This is a genomic window from Leptothoe sp. EHU-05/26/07-4 (genome assembly GCF_043421015.1).
GTDB lineage: Bacteria > Cyanobacteriota > Cyanobacteriia > Phormidesmidales > Phormidesmidaceae > Leptothoe > Leptothoe turfae.
The window spans coordinates 762,720-779,430 of the sequence record NZ_JAXSQV010000004.1; the positions used below are offsets into that span (position 1 = coordinate 762,720).

Sequence of the window (16,711 nt, forward strand, 5' to 3'; positions counted from 1 at the left end):
CCGCTACTGCTATGCAGTTTTAACATAGCTCTGGTACAAATATGTTGTTACATCCCGACGCGTCATATCGTTTCTGATGCACGGCATAGATCCGTAATGCCCGAGTTGGTCATCTGTTTTGAAATTAAATGCACTCTAATTATTAAGGTGTTCGCATGGGTAGGAACCCCTTCGAAGTACTCAAATTCCGTACCCATGTGTTAGTTGCTTTTATTGTGAGCAACCTGCTGGTAGAAATTATCTATGGCATCCTTGATTATCAACGGCTGCTGCCCTGGCCCCTAAATGACAAACTGTGGATACCTGTCCAGTTCATAATTATTTTTGGATTGGTGTGTGTCGTTCTTATCACCACCGGGCAGCGAGCTGGTTTGCAGCTAACTCGTTTATTTGGGCCGCCGCCGCGTTTCCCGTGGGCCTATGGCATATTGTTAATTTCCAGTATGCTGATTTTCTCTTTCAGTAGCTTTTTATTGCTGTTTTACCCCGTCTCACTATTTGCTCCTGGGTTTGTGGAAGAACGACTGACGGAACAGCTGCTAAATGTTGAAACAGTGGCTCCTGGTCTATATCGCTACTTGATGCTGTTTGTTGTTCTGGTTTTTGCCCCCATCGCTGAAGAATTTGTATTTCGGGGTGTGTTATTACAACGCTGGGCTGTGCGATGGAATTTGCCTGTGGGGATTATCATGTCATCTTTACTGTTTGGCATGTTACACATCAACAACCCCTTGGGGCTCACCATGTTTGGTGTGATTATGGCGCTGTTGTATATTCGCACCCGCAGTTTGTGGGTGCCGATTATTGCCCATGCGCTCAACAATGTTGTCTCGGTTGCACCGGAATTGCTATCACCTGGTCCCCAAACATTTGATATTGGTGATTTTCAGCAGACTTGGTGGGTGGGCCTTATCGGCCTGTGTTTGGCTGCGCCTACGTTATGGCACTTCATTTCTAATAGTTGGCCCCATAAAAATACACAACCACCCTATTTTGGATAATAAACGAATCCGTTGTTTAGGAGCGTTCCATGCAACGCCCCTACATGGGGTTTTTACGAAATCTCTCCTTTGCCGATTTAAAGGCATCTTTCATGGCGGCTTGAATGCGTTCAGGGTCAGGCTTTTTCCCACCCATCAGATCGCCAAAGTAGATGCATGCACCTTCACCCAACGCCCAGGTATAAGCTGCTGCCCATGAAGCCGCAACAACGCTGCCGAAACCGGGGATCAATTTAATCAATTCTCGCCCGATGGCTTGGGCCAAGAAACCTCCAGCGATGGTACTAGCAACACCGCCTGCTTGGGAAAAGCTGAGGCGTTGACCATAAAGTTGCCCCAGGGCAACAATCATGGAAACTTGCAGCGCCGTAATCGCTGGCATCGTGGCGAAGGGTAGCGGCACCGCAGCTAATGTGGCCGCAATCACGGAAAAAGCTGAAATGTAACGTCGAGCCACATCTCGATAGATCGCCCCTAGTTGGGTGGTGGCGTCATCAGCCTGATCTAGCAGTTGATGGATAGCATTGGACTCTGCTTCGGGCAGCTGGTCAGATAGGACAGTGAGTAGCGCATCCAGCCCATAAAAAACAGGAGTGTAGCCGTCTTCTTCAAGGGTGAAGTCAACCATAATGGCACTGTCAAAGAGACCGTCAAAACTGCGTTTGAGTTCACCAAAGGCCCGTTGAATTGATGTTTGTGTAGGTGGGTAGGGCGAATGCTCAGCCCCGGTAGGATAAAGCTCGTGCAGACAGGTGACAACTAAAACCACTGGAATTGTTGGATGCTGGGCTCTAACACCACGCAAAATCTGGTGCAGACTCTCCACTGCAAAGTCATTGACCTTAACTGTCACCAGCAAGATCCGCGCCCCGCGCGCCTGCTGAGCAAGGTCATTTTGGAGTTCTTGTAGGATGCTGTCTACATCGCGGTCCACATCTCCTAGCCCAACCGTATCTGTAAATAACAGCAGTGGCAGATCTGCTGATGGATAAGCGTAACGCTGGGTGTGTTGGGTATGGGGCCGAAATCCCTGGCCAATAATATCTGCAGAGACTCCGGTTAACCCACGCACGATTGAACTTTTGCCCGATTGGGGTTTGCCGATCAGCCAAGCTTCAGTGGTAGGTAGTTCCGCCCTGATTTTTTCCAGGATATTGGCAACTTGGTCATCATCGACTGCGAACCATTTCAGCACTCGTTGGGTGACCTGATCTAGAGATATACTGGACTTGATTGCATGCCAAGTCGTTAGCCAGCGCTGCGTTTGTGATGACGGGATTTTGGGCTGGGGATTTTGGGCGGATGCTGCCATCGCATCTCCTCATGGAGCCTTCAATAGTATTGTATCGATCAGTTCAACGCTCTCTAGGAGGGAACCTCACCCCGATTAGGTGCTGATTTCACTACTCGATATGAAAGTGCCTGCGGAAGCAATTATTGCGATTTATTGTGTAATGTGTCGGATTTGATAAATAACTACACTAACTTTTGCTAAGCTAACAGGTGATGGTGCCGTAAGAGTTTATACCTATGCCATACACCACTGAAGAAGGTGGACGCCTTAACAATTTTGCTTCTGAGCCCAAGATGTATGAGGCTCAGCCTCCGACAGCCAGTGAAAAGCGTAACTACGTTATTTTGGGTCTTGCTGGTGCTGCCCTGGTGGTTGGCTTGATTGCTTTGACAACCGTAATTTCCTAAGACAGCTTTGAATTTTTGACTGGCTTGCCTGAGTAGCGGCTAACTGCTTATTACCTTTAGAAAAGGCTCGCATTATGCGAGCCTTTTCCATTATTGAGACGCTCTAAGGATGGGGACAACTGCCCAAAGGCCTAAAATTTAAGAACTGCTATTCTTTGCTGTATAAGGGTTTTATTACTCACAACTAATCACTCACAACTAATCACGAATATTAGAGCTACTATCAGATGTCATGGTCCAGGATGACGAGGCGGCTATGGTATCGATGTGGATTACGGGGCCTACGCGCAGTGGTAAAACCCAGCATTTGATAAATTGGCTATTGCAGCAGACGGCTACGGCTGAACGTCCTTGGTTAATGTTTGCTGCCAACGGTGATAACCGCATGGCTTTAGCTCAGCGGCTGGCATCTGCTGTGCAAGATCAGGTACCTTACACCACAACTACGCCCGCTGGTTTTATTCAGAATGAAGTCATTCTTTTCTGGCCTTTGCTAGTGGAGTCTCTGGGGCTTAAAGCTCAGTTTCCCCTCAAGCTGCGTCCTGAAAATGAACAGCTGTTGGCGTTGCAGCTATGGGAGCCACTTTTGGCAGAAGAGTTGCAAGTGGAAGGCTGGCCAGAATCCCAAACGGTGCGACGGGCTCTAGATTTATTGCAGTTGGCAGCTTCGGCAGGTATTCCAACTGAAGAAATTACCCTGCGACTGCAACAGGGAATGATGCCGAACCTGGTACCAGCCAACACCTGGGAAGCGATTGGGGCTGCGCTGTTGCAGTGGCGCATTTGGTGTTTGGAACGAGGGTTGCTTACCTATGGACTGATGACGGAGCTTTATTGGCGATACTTGTTGCCTTTATCTCAGTATCAGTCGCAGCTGCTAGAGAGATTTGCTGGGACAGCTGCCGATGATGTCGATGAGTATAGTGCGATCGCAATTCCCCTCTTCCAAATCTTCAAAACTGCCGGTCGCTCCCAGGCATTTACCTATAACCCCAGCGGTCAAGTGCGGTTAGGCGTAGGGGCTGACCCTGCGGCCACTCTAACATTGGCAACAGACTGTGAGCAGATACAGCTGCCCCACCCCGATACTGATAGCCTCGGCTACACCATGGCCGATGATGTGGTGCAGTGGGTGCAAGACCCGTTGGCCATCCCCGAATTGCCCGAGCAGGTGCAATTAATCACAGCCACCACCCGAGGCAAAATGCTGCGGCAGACTGCGGATTTTATGGCCGATGCCATTCACCGTGAAGTCGTGACGCCAGCAGAAATTGCGGTGATTGGCCCTGGTTTAGACGCCATTGCTCGCTACAGTCTAATCGAGATTTTGAGTGATCGAGGCATTGTTGTTGCCTCCCTTAAAGATCAGCGACCTTTAATTAGTTCTCCATTTGTGCGGGCTTTGCTTGCCTTACTATCTCTGGTTTATCCAGGGTTAGGACGACTGGTTAATCGTGATGCCGTGGCTGAAATGCTAGTGGTGCTCAGCCAAACCCCAGAAACTGAGGCCAGTTTGCCCTGGTTCGACCTGACCCGCATTGATCCAGTGCGGTCGGAGTTAATTGCCGACCATTGTTTTGTCCCCGATATTGAGCATCCTCGCCTGCTGCCGGTGGAGAATTTTCCCCGGTGGGATCGTCTGGGCCACCAGGCTACAGAGTCCTATAATCGTATTTTGGACTGGCTCAGCGAGCAAAAGAAACAACAGCAGCAGCGGTATCCCACCAGTCCAGTGATCATGCTGGACCGGGCAGTGCAAGATTTTTTATGGCGTGGTAACTATCTACCCATCGATCAGCTTTCAGCTCTGCGAGAACTGATGGAAACGGCTCAATACTTTTGGGATGTGGAGCAGCGCTTGGCTCTCTATGGCGGCATGCCAGGAGACGATTCTCTCAGTGATGTGGGGCGTTTTATCCGTTTACTTCAGCGAGGCACAGTCTCAGCCAATCCCTATCCGGCCAGATCGTTAGATGGAGAGCGGCAGGGAGTTACCCTGGCCACCGTATTTCAGTATCGAGCCCAGCGACTTACCCATCGTTGGCAGTTTTGGCTAGATGCCGGTTCTCCCCGCTGGCTGACGGGTCGTGATGAACTGTTTGGGGCTGAGATTTTCTTGAGCAGTTGGCCAGAACGACCGGTAACAGCTGCGGATACTGAGACCATGCACGAGGCCAGGTTAGAGAGAATTTTGAGAGATTTATTAGGACGAACAACAGAGAGACTTTACCTGTGCCACAGTGAACTAGCCCTCAATGGGCAGGAACAGATGGGGCCACTTCTCAGTCTAGTCAGCGCTGGCAATCCCATGGAAATGGATAATACCTAACTTCTGGAAAGGATTGATCAAGCTATTGGCTAATACCTCTGGCGATGTCTGGTGAATCCCTTTACTAGGGATGAGCATCGCGACTGGCTGCACCGGATGAGCTTCTGGTCTACAGTACAAAGGTAGGCGAGTAAGCAATTTATGAATTCAGCCGAGAAAAAAGTAATCGTTGTTGGTGCTGGCTGGGCTGGCCTTGGAGCTACCTATCATCTAGCCAAGCAAGGCTATGACGTTACGCTACTTGAGGCTGGCCCCCAGCCCGGTGGCCTAGTTGCTGGTTGGAAAACGCCGGGGGGACGTTCTGTAGAAGCCGGTATTCACGGTTTCTGGTATCCCTACAACAATATTTTTGGCCTGGTGGATGAACTGGGTATTCAACCGTTTACCCCCTATACCCGCTCGTCTCAATATTCCCCAGCGGGTCTAGAGGTGGAGTCGCCCCTATTCCAGGCAATGCCTTATTTGCCCAGCCCCATGGGCACCTTTGTCCATACCAAATTTAAGCGGCTACCCCTGGCAGATCGGCTGTCGGCACTGCCGTTGCTATACGCAGTGGTGGATTTTGATAACTCTGACGATGCCTGGAAACGTTACGACGGCATGACCGCTAGAGAGCTATTTAAGCAGTATGGTGTTTCAGAACGTCTATATAAAGAATCCTTTGAACCCATGTTGCTGGTGGGGCTGTTTGCCCCGGGTGAGCAATGTTCGGCAGCGGCGGCATTGGGCATGCTCTACTACTTTATTTTGGCCCACCAGCCTGACTTTGATGTGCGCTGGTGTCGAGGCACCGTAGGCGAGATGATCTTTCGTCCCTGGGTAGAACGGATTGAGTCTTTAGGTGGCAAAGTATTGGCCAATAAGCGAGTTAGTGATGTGCAGGTAAAGGATAACCGCGTGACAGGTGTAGTCTGCACAGGTATGGATGGGGATGAGACCTTTGATGCAGATGCCGTAATTTTCTCAGTCGGCATTACTGGGATGAAAAAGATTGTTGCGGCCAGTGACGCTCTACGCAATCGATCTGAATTTAGGGATTTGCAAAACCTCGGTGGTGTGGATGTGTTGGCGACACGACTGTGGTTTGATCGCAAAATTGACGTACCATTGCCATCCAATGCCTGCTTTGGTTTTCATCAGGCCACAGGATGGACCTTCTTTGACTTAAATGCTCTCCATGATGAGTATAAGGATGAACCCGGTAGTGTGATTGAGGTGGACTACTACCATGCAAATCAGTTGTTGCCTTTAAGTGACGAACAGGTGGTTAGCCTGACGAAAAAAGACTTGGCAGGCTGTATTCCAGAGTTTGCTGATGCCCAGGTTGTCGACCAAGCCGTTGTGAGAATCTCCCAGGGTGTTAGCCACTTTGCACCGGGAAGCTATCGCTATCTGCTGCCGGGAACAACCAGCTTTAGCAATGTGTTTATGAGTGGTGATTGGATTGTGACGCGCCACGGCTCCTGGTCCCAGGAAAAGGCCTATGTTACTGGCTTAGAAGCAGCGAATCAGGTAATTAGCATGCTGGGCACCGGAACAGCGGCAGAAATTACCCCCATTGTGCCCGATGAACCCCACATTCAGGCAGCACGGGCGATTAATAAGACGGTGCGACAAATGGTGAATCAAGTAGTGCCACAGTGGTGGTCTTATTAGTTGCCGAGTTGCATGTTGTTTTTATGCATATGCCTAACGGTGTCTAACTTTCATTGGCAATCATATGGATGCGTTCATTGACCTGGCTCACAAAGAACCCGGTGGGGCCTACTCATTTTATTGCCTAACTGGAGGCCATCAGCAATGCCCTAGGCAGTTCAAAATTTGAATGCCGTAGCCTTTTCAGAACTTTATATGATCTTTACGAGGGTGTCCCTGGGAGAAGCTAACCGCTGGCGTATGGGTAGCTAAGGTTTTGGAGAAATAATTATGAACACCCTTATGCTGCTTGCGACAATTGAAATTTGCAACTTTATGGGTTGTAGCTGGTTGGAGAGTGCGATCTCATTCGTTCAGGAGTGGGTATCTAAAATCACAGTCTAGATACTTACGTCTTATTGAAGCTATTTCAGCAGCCGTTGGTCAGGTGATTACCTGCTCCAATATTTAGTCTCATATTCTAGAAAGTACAAGCGTTTCCTTCTCAGGTGCTCCATTTCTTTATAGGAAGTGGAGCACCTGTTGTTATTACCAGATTTGCTGCCACACTCCTTGATAGCCCATATCCCCTTCTCAAAGAATATGCAGAGTTTATACCTCTGTAATGCCCATACATGGCCTAGGAGATTTTAAGCATTTCCACAAAAAGGTAGCATAGACCTGTCTCCTGGGCTTAATTTTGTAAGGTGTAGTTTGATACAAAATTTCAATTTTTATCAAGAATCCAGCGCTAATTTTTGGGAATGCTTGCCATTGTTGGTAAGAGTTCGATACACCTGAAAATGAGCCTATTGATAACTGGAGAATCTGGGCTAGTCGTCCTCTAAGGTCTGTATTTTATGTCAAGCTCTGATTTTCTCAAGAGAAAAGCCTATAGTGCTGCCCCAGACTATACATCCCCACTGTTACAGATTTCTTCAGAGCAACGACAGCGATTATTAGGACGACTGACCTTTCTCTATGGTGAAACAGATGCTACTCGAGCTCTCCCTGAGCTAGAGCGACTGATCAAGGTGCACGATGCCCACAAAATACCTGGGAAGAAGGCAGAGAATGGTCACTTTAATCCTGTCGATAGATTTACACAACAAGATATTGCCCTGATTACCTATGGCGATATCTTGATCAGCGAATCAGTCTCTCCCCTGGTAACACTAGCTGACTTTTTAGAATGCACGCCTGGTCTGCGCGGGGTATTCAATACTGTGCATATTTTGCCATTCTTTCCCTATAGCTCTGACCGTGGCTTTTCTATTACCAATTTTAGAGAGGTAGACCCAAACCTTGGCTCCTGGAAGGATATCGAGTCCCTAGGAGAACGTTATCGGTTGATGTTTGATGGTGTTTTTAACCATGCATCTTCTCAAAGTAAAGCTTTTCAGGAAATGCTGAATGGCAATCCGGATTATCATAACTTTGCCACCGCTTACCGTTCACCCGATGAGCTGACACCTGAACAGCGAGAGATGATTGTGCGACCGCGCACATCGGATATTTTGACCCAATATCAGTCCATTGAGGGTCCCATCTGGGTCTGGACAACCTTTTCACCAGATCAAATTGATCTGAACTTTACGAATCCCAAAGTGCTGCTGGAGGTAATTGATACATTACTGCTCTATGTTCGGCGGGGGGCCGATATTATCCGTTTGGATGCAGTGACCTATTTATGGGAAGAACCGGGAACGCCCTGCGCTAACCTGGCCCAAACCCATGAGGTGATTCGGTTATTTAGGGATGTCTTGGACATTGCAGCACCACAAGTTGCCTTAACGACTGAAACTAACATTCCCCATGAGGAGAATATTACCTATTTCGGTAACGGGTATGATGAAGCCCAGATGGTGTATAACTTCGCTTTGCCACCGCTGGTGTTATACACCTTTTACCGAGAAGACGCAACAGAATTATCCAAATGGGTACAGACTCTAGAGTATCCGTCGGATGCGATGACATTTTTTAATATTCTTGATACCCATGATGGGATTGGTTTATTGGGTGTCAAAAATATTTTGTCAGAGCAACAGATTAGCTTTATCATTCGATGTGCCAGAGAACACGGGGCCTTAATTTCCTATCGAACGGCTGAAGGAGGTGTGGAAGAACCCTATGAGATTAATTCCACCTGGTTTAGCGCCTTGAATTTGGATAGTGAATATGAGGATCTAGAGCTACAAATTAAACGTATGGTCGCGTCTCGCAGTATTGCATTAGTCCTTAGAGGCATTCCAGGAATTTACTTGCATGGTCTCGTTGGTACCCGTAACAATATTGAGACGGTCCTAAAAACAAAAGTGAAACGCGATATTAATCGTGCCGTAATTCACTACGCAGACCTGAAGCAAGAACTGAAAAACCTTGACTCTAGACCTGCTCAGATGATCACACAACTCAGTCGACTATTGGATGTGCGGGTCAGCAATAAGGCTTTTCATCCCAATGGTGACCAAAAAATAATTCAAGTAGATCCGGCGGTTTTTGCGTTGCTACGGATTTCGCCTGACTGTGAGCAACATATTTTAACGCTAACTAATGTGACATCTCAGCGCTGTCAGATTACGATTCCACTGGAGCGATTAGGGGTGGCTGGCGTCTATACCCAGTCATCAGAAAGGGTAGACACGTCCCATGATGGATCTAACAAACCTTTCTGTGCAATTCCTCAGGATAATTACTGGTATGACCTGATGGGGCGTCGCGGTTGGCGAATTGTTGATGATACCCTCAGTGTTACCTTGGCTGCCTATGATGTAGCCTGGCTAATTCCACTGATTGAGCTAGAGCAAATGATCGAGTGATAGGGAATGCTGTCTGCTGACTCAGCGTGGGACAGCATTCGTCACGTATGGGTTTAACCAGCTAACGGTAGTAATCTATCGTCATACTGTTTGGTAGGTGACGGTGGAGTAGAGGGAGAGTTGTCCGGAAAAATGCCATAAAACTTAGCAACAGCTTTTTTGACAGTTAGTGAAAGCAGGCTGCCGTTGTTGAGTTCATCAAAAGAACAAGAGCCTTCAGAGGGAAAGATGATTGGACTAGGAGAAACTCCCCATTCATCATGGGACCAGCACTGTAGGTAATAAAGTGCGCCCTCATAGGAAAAAGGGGTGTATTGAAAGCGAATATGTGCTAGTAACGGGCGTTGTTGACGATGCCTAAGTAGAACGCAACCCTGCGCAGCCAATGCTTTTTGAATAAATTCAGGAACGCTTTGCCAAGAAATTGGACCAGGCTGATTGGAGCATCCAGTTGCCTTACTGTCAACTTTCTTCATAGTGGCCTCACTCAATACTCGATATACATAGCATAAAGGATGACCTTGAGGATGTTATGAGGATCAGCTACGTATAAGTCCAACGATAACTTTGATAACTGGGCCATTTTGCCTGACATCAATGCTATCTGGCTCTCAAAAAGATTTTAATAAAGATTTTAGATTTTAGTCTAAATTGTTAATCAAAGTCTCCTTGTAGTTCTTAAGTGTAGGTGGTGCAGTAGTATGGGGGACAGTAAGGGGGGTCTAACCCATTGTGTTGTAATGTTTTAATGATGCGCCTGAGGCCTTTGTATTTGTTGTTATTTAGACATCTCAGGGATTGCTGACGCTTCTACATGTTTCTGAATGTATTGTATCTAACAAAACTCTTTTCGATTAAGTTTGTCTCTCTTTTGCAAGTTTGCCTGGTGATCTAAAGGTGGTTTTCGTCCTGATGTCACAGACTACTAGTTGTCAGGTGCAGATAGAATTGTGGCAAATGCCGCTTTCTTGTAGCCTTAACTGTCACCTCTGGGTCAAGGAATGAATTTGTTGGGATAAATGCGATTGCTGATTTAGGGGATGAACCGGTCTAAAGTCATTGCTACTTAACGGTGTCTCATAACTAAAGTCATCCCGAGGATCAGCAATGCTAGGTAAATAGTACCTTTGCTACCCATTAATTGCCTCTTCACTGCCCCGGCATCTAAATAGCTACTATTAGCCAACACATGTATTAATGTTGGGTACCCTGACCTTACCCACCTGCATTTTTTTCAACGGGGACCACTGGAACCATTGGTTTGTCCCAGTGTAGCGTGAAATTATGACATCTACTGAGCAATGGCAAATGAGCATCAATGGCACACCAGTTATTGGGTGCGTATCGGCTGTCTGGCCGTCTGTTTCTTTCTCGCCGCCCAGCTATCCACCAACGCGCTGAATATAGAAGCGACGGCTTCGCCCCTGTGGCCACCGGCTGGCATTGCCCTAGCTGCTCTGTTAATAAATGGCCAAAGCCTCTGGGTTGGCGTTGCCTTGGGTGCATTTTGGGCCTCGCTCGCTGATCAAGCACCCTGGGGAATGTCTCTGATACTCTGCTTTGGCAGTGCTCTGCAGGCGGTGGTGGGTAGTTATTGCTTACGCCGTCGATGGGAGAAAAGTTTGCAGCTATACGACTGGCAGCTGGATGATCTACTAACCTTTATCGGCTTTGGGGTATTGCTCACCCCTATTATTAATGCGGTATATAGCACTATTGTGGGCTATGGGTTTGGCGCAGTAACAGGGCAAGAGCTGGTCCAAAATGCTATCGTCATCTGGCTCGGAGATGGCATGGGTATTTTGGTGCTGACACCACTATTGTTAGCGATCGCAGCGGGTCGGCAACGGCAGATGACCCTCCGCATTGGCTCCCGGTGGGAGTTAGGTCTTTGTTTAGGATTGCTGGTGGCCGTCAGTGCCATGGTGTTTGGGGCACATACGGATAGTGCGATCGCAAAATACCCCTTAGAATACCTCCCCTTCCCCTTTGTCGTTTGGTCTGCCCTGCGATTGGGGTTGCGCGGCACTACCCTGGCCAGCTTCCTGGTGTCAGTCATTGCCGTGACAGGGGCCGTGCACCGGGGTGGGCCGTTTATTACGAAAGCGGACGGCAACCTAGAGGAAGCAATATTGCTACTCCAGACCTATGCGGCTGTGATTACCCTGACGGCGTTGGTGTTGTCGGTGGTTGTGACAGAACGTCAGCAAAGTCGAGCAAAATTAGCCCGGAGTGAAGCAAGCTTGGCTAACGCCCAGCGCATTGCTCAGCTAGGTAACTGGGATTGGAGCATCAGTCTGAATGAAAAAGCGCTTGATAAAACTGTCAATGCTGTGGTGACAAAAACGGGAGAAAATACACTGTCGCCTCACAATAATTCTCTCATTTGGTCCAATGAGCTATATAACCTTTTGGGCTACCCTATTGGTTCGGTCCCACCCAGTCAATCGTTATTTCTAGAACGGGTACACCCAGAGGACCAGCGGCGGGTGGGGTTAGCTTGGAATGTAGCACGGACCCATCAAAAACCCTACCGTTTAGACTATCGGCTGATTTTACCCGATGGTACAGAGCGTACGGTGAATGAGCATGTTCATATCGAAACCGATCGGATTACGGGGACAGTACAGGACATCACCGAGCGTAAGCGGGCAGAGGCCGCACTACGAGAAACAGAGACGGTGCGGGCTACTATGTATCGCTATTTGAGTCAGGATCTGGCTGAACAACTACTAGATAACAATAACACCACCTTAGGCGGTGCGCGCCAGTTTGTATCGATTTTATTTGCTGATATTCGCAGCTATACTGCACTGACTGAGCGGCTTGCCCCTGAAGAGATTGTTGTTCTCCTTAATCGTTACTTTGAGACCATGGTGGATGTGATCTTTGCCCACCGAGGTACCCTAGACAAATTTATTGGTGATGCCATTATGGCGGTATTTGGCTCACCACTTCCCCAAGAAGATCATGCCCAGCGGGCAGTTGCCACCGCCTTAGGTATGCAACAACAACTGACGGTTTTTAATCAACAACAACAGCTACAGGGCTTGCCTACTTTGCAAATTGGCATTGGCATTAATTCCGATGATGTCATTACGGGCAATATCGGTTCCAGTAAACGTATGGAGTTTACTGCCATCGGTGATGGTGTGAATCTCACCTCTCGCATTGAGAGTGCTACCAAGTTTTATGGTTGCCCCATTATCATTAGCGAAAATACCTATGAGCTATGCAAGGAGACAGTCTGGGTGAGAAAGTTGGATTATGTGTGCGTACGGGGTAAACGGCAGCCGGTGCACTTGTATGAAGTGTTGGGATTGCGGTCACAACCCCTAAACTCTACTCAACAAGAACACATTGCTCTCTACGAAGAAGGCCGAATGCTTTACGAGCAGCGTGAGTTTGATCTTGCCATTGAAACCTTTATGACGTTGCTCCGTAAAACACCTGAGGATCAAGCAACACGGATTTATTTAGAACGTTGTCAGCAGCTTCAGAAACATCCGCCTAAAAAGAGTTGGAATGGTTCCTGGCAATTACAGGAGAAATAAATACGACTAAAGATATGCAAGGCCTTCATCAGAGTCGTCCTTGTGAATAGACATTCGCTATAATTAATGCTGATGCAGAGGTTAGGTGGTGATGTTTCCCCTATGGATTTTTTTAGCGATCCTAACAGCGTTAGGCTTCGTCATGTTCGTGAGCATTCGTTTATCTAATGAATCCCTGGCTCACGAGGGGCTATGCCCTGTGTGCGGTGGTGCAGGCGGGCCCTGTGAACATTGTAATGGCTATGGAATTATTGTCGATGCGACTAAAGCCCATTCGCTTCCACCTCAGGTGAGTGATAGTTCTCAAAAAACACAGAAGAGCTTGAGATAATCCAACAGAAATGAGTACTTTTGGAGGCTTGTCTCCGATATTCAGCTTTATTTTTATCGCTAAAGAACAATTTTGATTGATATTCAGTGATTTTAGTCACACTATTTAACCCTATGGATGGCCAATGGATTTAAGCCAACTTACATAGGGCTTCGCCGCCATGCTCAATCCAACCGTAAATCATGCCAGATGTTGAATGGCCTACGGCACAGTTGCCTGCTTGATCGATCACGATGACCCCCCCTAAACCCTGGACTTTTTTCACTAAGTAATCAATGCCAGCAGTGGCTGCAGCTTGGGCATCCAACTTTTGGAAGTAAACAAAATCCGCAATCATTTTGCACAGTACCGTTCGTTGGAACTGTTCTCCATAGCCGGTGGCGGAAACAGCACAGGTGTCATTATCAGCAAAGACACCAGCACCAACGATAGGGCTGTCCCCCACACGCCCCCAGCGTTTGTTCACAATCCCTCCCGTAGACGTAGCGGCGGCTAGATTCCCGGCACTATCTCTGGCAACGGCCCCAACGGTGCCAAGTTTTTGGCTAGGTGTGGCGGCTTCATGGTCTAGCATCATGCCCCCTACCTTTTGAGCCTCACGCCATTGACGAACGCGAGTCTCAATCACGAAATAATCATTGGCCATGCGGGGTAAACCGCAAAATTTAGCAAACTCACGGGCCCCTTTCCCAATGAGCATAACGTGCTCACTTTTCTCTAACACCTGGCGCGCTAGGGCAGTTGGATTTTTGATTGAGGTGATGCCTGCAACAGCTCCTGCCTGGAAGGTTTTGCCATCCATAATGGCAGCGTCCATTTCTACTTCACCATATTCATTTAAAACAGAACCACGACCTGCATTATAGAGTGGATCATCTTCTAACTGAGCAGCGCAGTGTTCAACTGCATCTAGTGCACTGCCACCCGCTGTTAGAATACTGCGCCCACTTTCTAAAATGCTGCGAATACTTTCCATAAACTCTGTTTCATTTCCCTCACGCTTTATTTGTTCTAAAGCTCCTGCACCACCATGGATAATGAGAGAGAATTGATCTGGCATAGCTTAATAAAATTTCAAATAACTGGAACCCACTGTTATCTCACGCACTCAGTTATTAGCGCATTAGACTCGGTTACTTTGGCTACAGAAGTATCGCATAATGTAGTGGCTGAAGTCAGCATATCTAATTGCTAATCATGAATTTGCTCCAAGACTTGAGAGTGAGTGGGTTACCCGTATTAGAGCAATCCACATTAGATTTGGAAATAGCAGAGCTGGAGAGCTTGCGCATTAGGACAGAGTTAATGCTGGCGCTGCGGCTATATATTCAGGAACGACATTGGACATTGGATGAGGCGGCCCAAGCTTTTCGGCAGTCTTCTCCCCGTATGCAAAATCTGATCAATGGCGAAATTAGCCGGTTTTCAGTGGAAGATTTGATTCAGCTTCTAACTAAAGCCGGTTTGACCGTGCAGATGTCAGTTCAAACTTGATTGCTCCAACATAAGTAGCAATTAGGTCGTTTAACTGCTGCTACAGTCAGCAGTAGTTAGATCAAGCCCCATTGTTTTTTATTCTCTCCTGGCTTCTTAATGCCGGGAGAATGTTTTTTATATTTTAAAATCTTACTAAAGAGTTAAGTTTGATTTTGATCTTGGAAATCATTTGTTCGAAGAATATATAACAATTTTCTAAACAAAACAGAGTATTGATTTACAGTTTTTCTGTTCTCATGTCATGAAAACAAGATATTTTAAGGGCAAAAAAATCTGTTTTTTAGAGTGGGAGAAAAGAGCTTTGATTGGCTGATAATCGTGTCTTAATTGAGGTTTTTGCTGGATACGTTGAGTCTGAGAAGCTGGTAGGAGTGCCTGTGTGCAGTCGAGGCTTGTGCTCTAGAGATATTGATATCTCAAATTATTTAATATTTTACTATTGCATTAGTGATGCAGGATACTTCATGCTGATCCGTGGTTGGAGGTCGTGTTCTGAATCGATTTGTCTCTCAGACACTGGAAACATAGAGCAAGCGGGCAATCTTCGCAGTCTTACGTTAGTTATTTAGGTTCACTATCGCTCTGAGAATTTTAACAATGAAGATCTTTAACCATGACATCATGATGAGTACCCTGGACGCCAATCGGGGGGTTCATCTTTTTTCAGGAAGAGCTTTGGGCTTAAGCTCTCCAGGGGATAAAGTCCAGTTACATCCAGATTTGATGGCTGATTGGCCAATGTTGAGAGAGCACTATGCGCGCATTGGGTTAGAGCATAGTCACGATATTATTTGGGATGTTGCTTTTGAAGAGCTGGCTCAACAGTCTCCTGATGAAATCTCGGTCTATTTCTTTGGCCATGCGTTTGAATATGATTCCTCTGATCATAATCAGGGTTATGCCAGGATCCTAAGGCAGTTAGATGGCGACTGGTACAAAGTTGTTGAATACATGAATTCTAAGAATAACTTTGTCGCATTGGCTCATCAACTCGGTGTTCCTGTTCCCCAGACTGAGTGTTTTGAAAGTCGTACGCAATTAGGAAATCTTGAAGCTTTTTCCTATCCTTGCTATGTAAAGCGAGCTGTCTCAGATCATGGTGTTGGTATTTTTCGATGTGAGAATTCTGCGGATCTGTTAGATGCTGTAGAACAGTTTCCGAAAGACAAGCCTTTTCAAGTCCAGGTGGAGATCCAGGCCTCTGCTTTTCTCAATCTGCAATATCGGGTGACATCGGAGGGATTAACGCGTGCTCTGGTGTCTGAGCAAATCTTAGACGGTTGTGTGCATGGCGGTAATCGTTATCCAACATTGCATCAGCCATGGCATATTACAGATCCCATGGCTCAATGGATGTTTGAACAGGGGATGAGGGGGACCTTTGGGTTTGATGTGGCGGTTGCGGATTTTCCAACAGGGCCACTATATTTAGCGATTGAATGCAACCCTCGATATAACGGTTCCTCGTATCCCACTGAGATTGCCGCTCGGTTGAATGTACCAAGTTGGTGTAGTGAAACCTTGCATACTGACTGTCGACAACTGGCGGACTTGAGTTTAGATGGCCTAGAATTTGACCCAATCACTAAAACAGGTGTTGTGTTAGTTAATTGGGGGACTATTCAGGCGGGTAAGGTGACTGTATTATTGGCAGGCTCCCCTGTACAACAGATGGAGTTAAGTCAACAAATACGGCATCAGTGGAGTCGTCAGCCAGTTGCTGTTAGCTAAAGAGTAAAAAACGATAATGCAACATTCATGGGTGCTAGACTCCCTAACGTTGGAGCAGTGAATGTTGCATTATTCTTCCATAGGACTGATTATTATGCGATTCAGTCTTTGGC

11 protein-coding genes are annotated in these 16,711 nt (G+C 47.2%); 8 read left to right on the forward strand and 3 right to left on the reverse strand.

Going from position 1 to position 16,711, the window contains the following annotated elements; genetic code table 11:
- Positions 1–155 precede the first annotated feature (155 nt).
- On the forward strand, positions 156–1,001 hold the full coding sequence (locus tag U2F10_RS16355; RefSeq protein WP_163667567.1) for a CPBP family intramembrane glutamic endopeptidase: 846 nt from the start codon (positions 156–158) through the stop codon (positions 999–1,001).
- A 40-nt stretch (positions 1,002–1,041) separates the two neighbouring features.
- Here U2F10_RS16355 and U2F10_RS16360 read toward each other — a convergent pair whose 3' ends face one another.
- A complete protein-coding gene (locus U2F10_RS16360) occupies positions 1,042–2,313 on the reverse strand; it encodes a GTPase family protein (protein WP_499872751.1) in 1,272 nt (423 codons plus the stop codon).
- Positions 2,314–2,531: 218 nt separating this feature from the next.
- Here U2F10_RS16360 and psb34 point away from each other — a divergent pair, with 218 nt between their 5' ends.
- The 4 genes from psb34 (at position 2,532) to U2F10_RS16380 (ending at position 9,485) form a co-directional block, all read left to right on the forward strand.
- A complete protein-coding gene (psb34, locus tag U2F10_RS16365; protein ID WP_163667573.1) occupies positions 2,532–2,702 on the forward strand; it encodes a photosystem II assembly protein Psb34 in 171 nt (56 codons plus the stop codon).
- 232 nt (positions 2,703–2,934) lie between these two features.
- Positions 2,935–5,031: a hypothetical protein gene (locus tag U2F10_RS16370; RefSeq protein WP_499872753.1), complete on the forward strand. Its 2,097-nt coding sequence runs from the start codon at positions 2,935–2,937 to the stop codon at positions 5,029–5,031.
- Positions 5,032–5,172: 141 nt separating this feature from the next.
- Positions 5,173–6,687 (forward strand): hydroxysqualene dehydroxylase, encoded by a 1,515-nt coding sequence (locus tag U2F10_RS16375; protein ID WP_163667580.1) that lies wholly within the window; start codon positions 5,173–5,175, stop codon positions 6,685–6,687.
- A gap of 839 nt (positions 6,688–7,526) precedes the next feature.
- Entirely contained in the window at positions 7,527–9,485 is a 1,959-nt protein-coding gene (locus U2F10_RS16380) for a sugar phosphorylase (RefSeq protein WP_163667583.1), read from the forward strand.
- Between the two features lie 53 nt (positions 9,486–9,538).
- On the opposite strand, the gene U2F10_RS16385 is transcribed toward U2F10_RS16380, so the two are convergent.
- Positions 9,539–9,961, reverse strand: coding sequence for a hypothetical protein (locus U2F10_RS16385; protein ID WP_163667586.1), 423 nt, complete (start codon positions 9,959–9,961; stop codon positions 9,539–9,541).
- A gap of 825 nt (positions 9,962–10,786) precedes the next feature.
- On the opposite strand from U2F10_RS16385, the gene U2F10_RS16390 reads away from it, so the two are divergent.
- Positions 10,787–13,039, forward strand: a complete 2,253-nt coding sequence (locus U2F10_RS16390; protein ID WP_499872754.1) for an MASE1 domain-containing protein — start codon at positions 10,787–10,789, stop codon at positions 13,037–13,039.
- Between the two features lie 461 nt (positions 13,040–13,500).
- On the opposite strand, the gene U2F10_RS16395 is transcribed toward U2F10_RS16390, so the two are convergent.
- A complete protein-coding gene (locus tag U2F10_RS16395) occupies positions 13,501–14,430 on the reverse strand; it encodes an isoaspartyl peptidase/L-asparaginase family protein (RefSeq protein ID WP_006515208.1) in 930 nt (309 codons plus the stop codon).
- A gap of 137 nt (positions 14,431–14,567) precedes the next feature.
- Between U2F10_RS16395 and U2F10_RS16400 the strand changes: the two genes are divergently transcribed.
- The gene (locus U2F10_RS16400; RefSeq protein ID WP_163667592.1) at positions 14,568–14,864 is read left to right on the forward strand and encodes a helix-turn-helix domain-containing protein; all 297 of its coding nucleotides are present in this window, start codon (positions 14,568–14,570) and stop codon (positions 14,862–14,864) included.
- 600 nt (positions 14,865–15,464) lie between these two features.
- Positions 15,465–16,598 (forward strand): ATP-grasp domain-containing protein, encoded by a 1,134-nt coding sequence (locus U2F10_RS16405; RefSeq protein WP_499872755.1) that lies wholly within the window; start codon positions 15,465–15,467, stop codon positions 16,596–16,598.
- Positions 16,599–16,711: the final 113 nt, after the last annotated feature.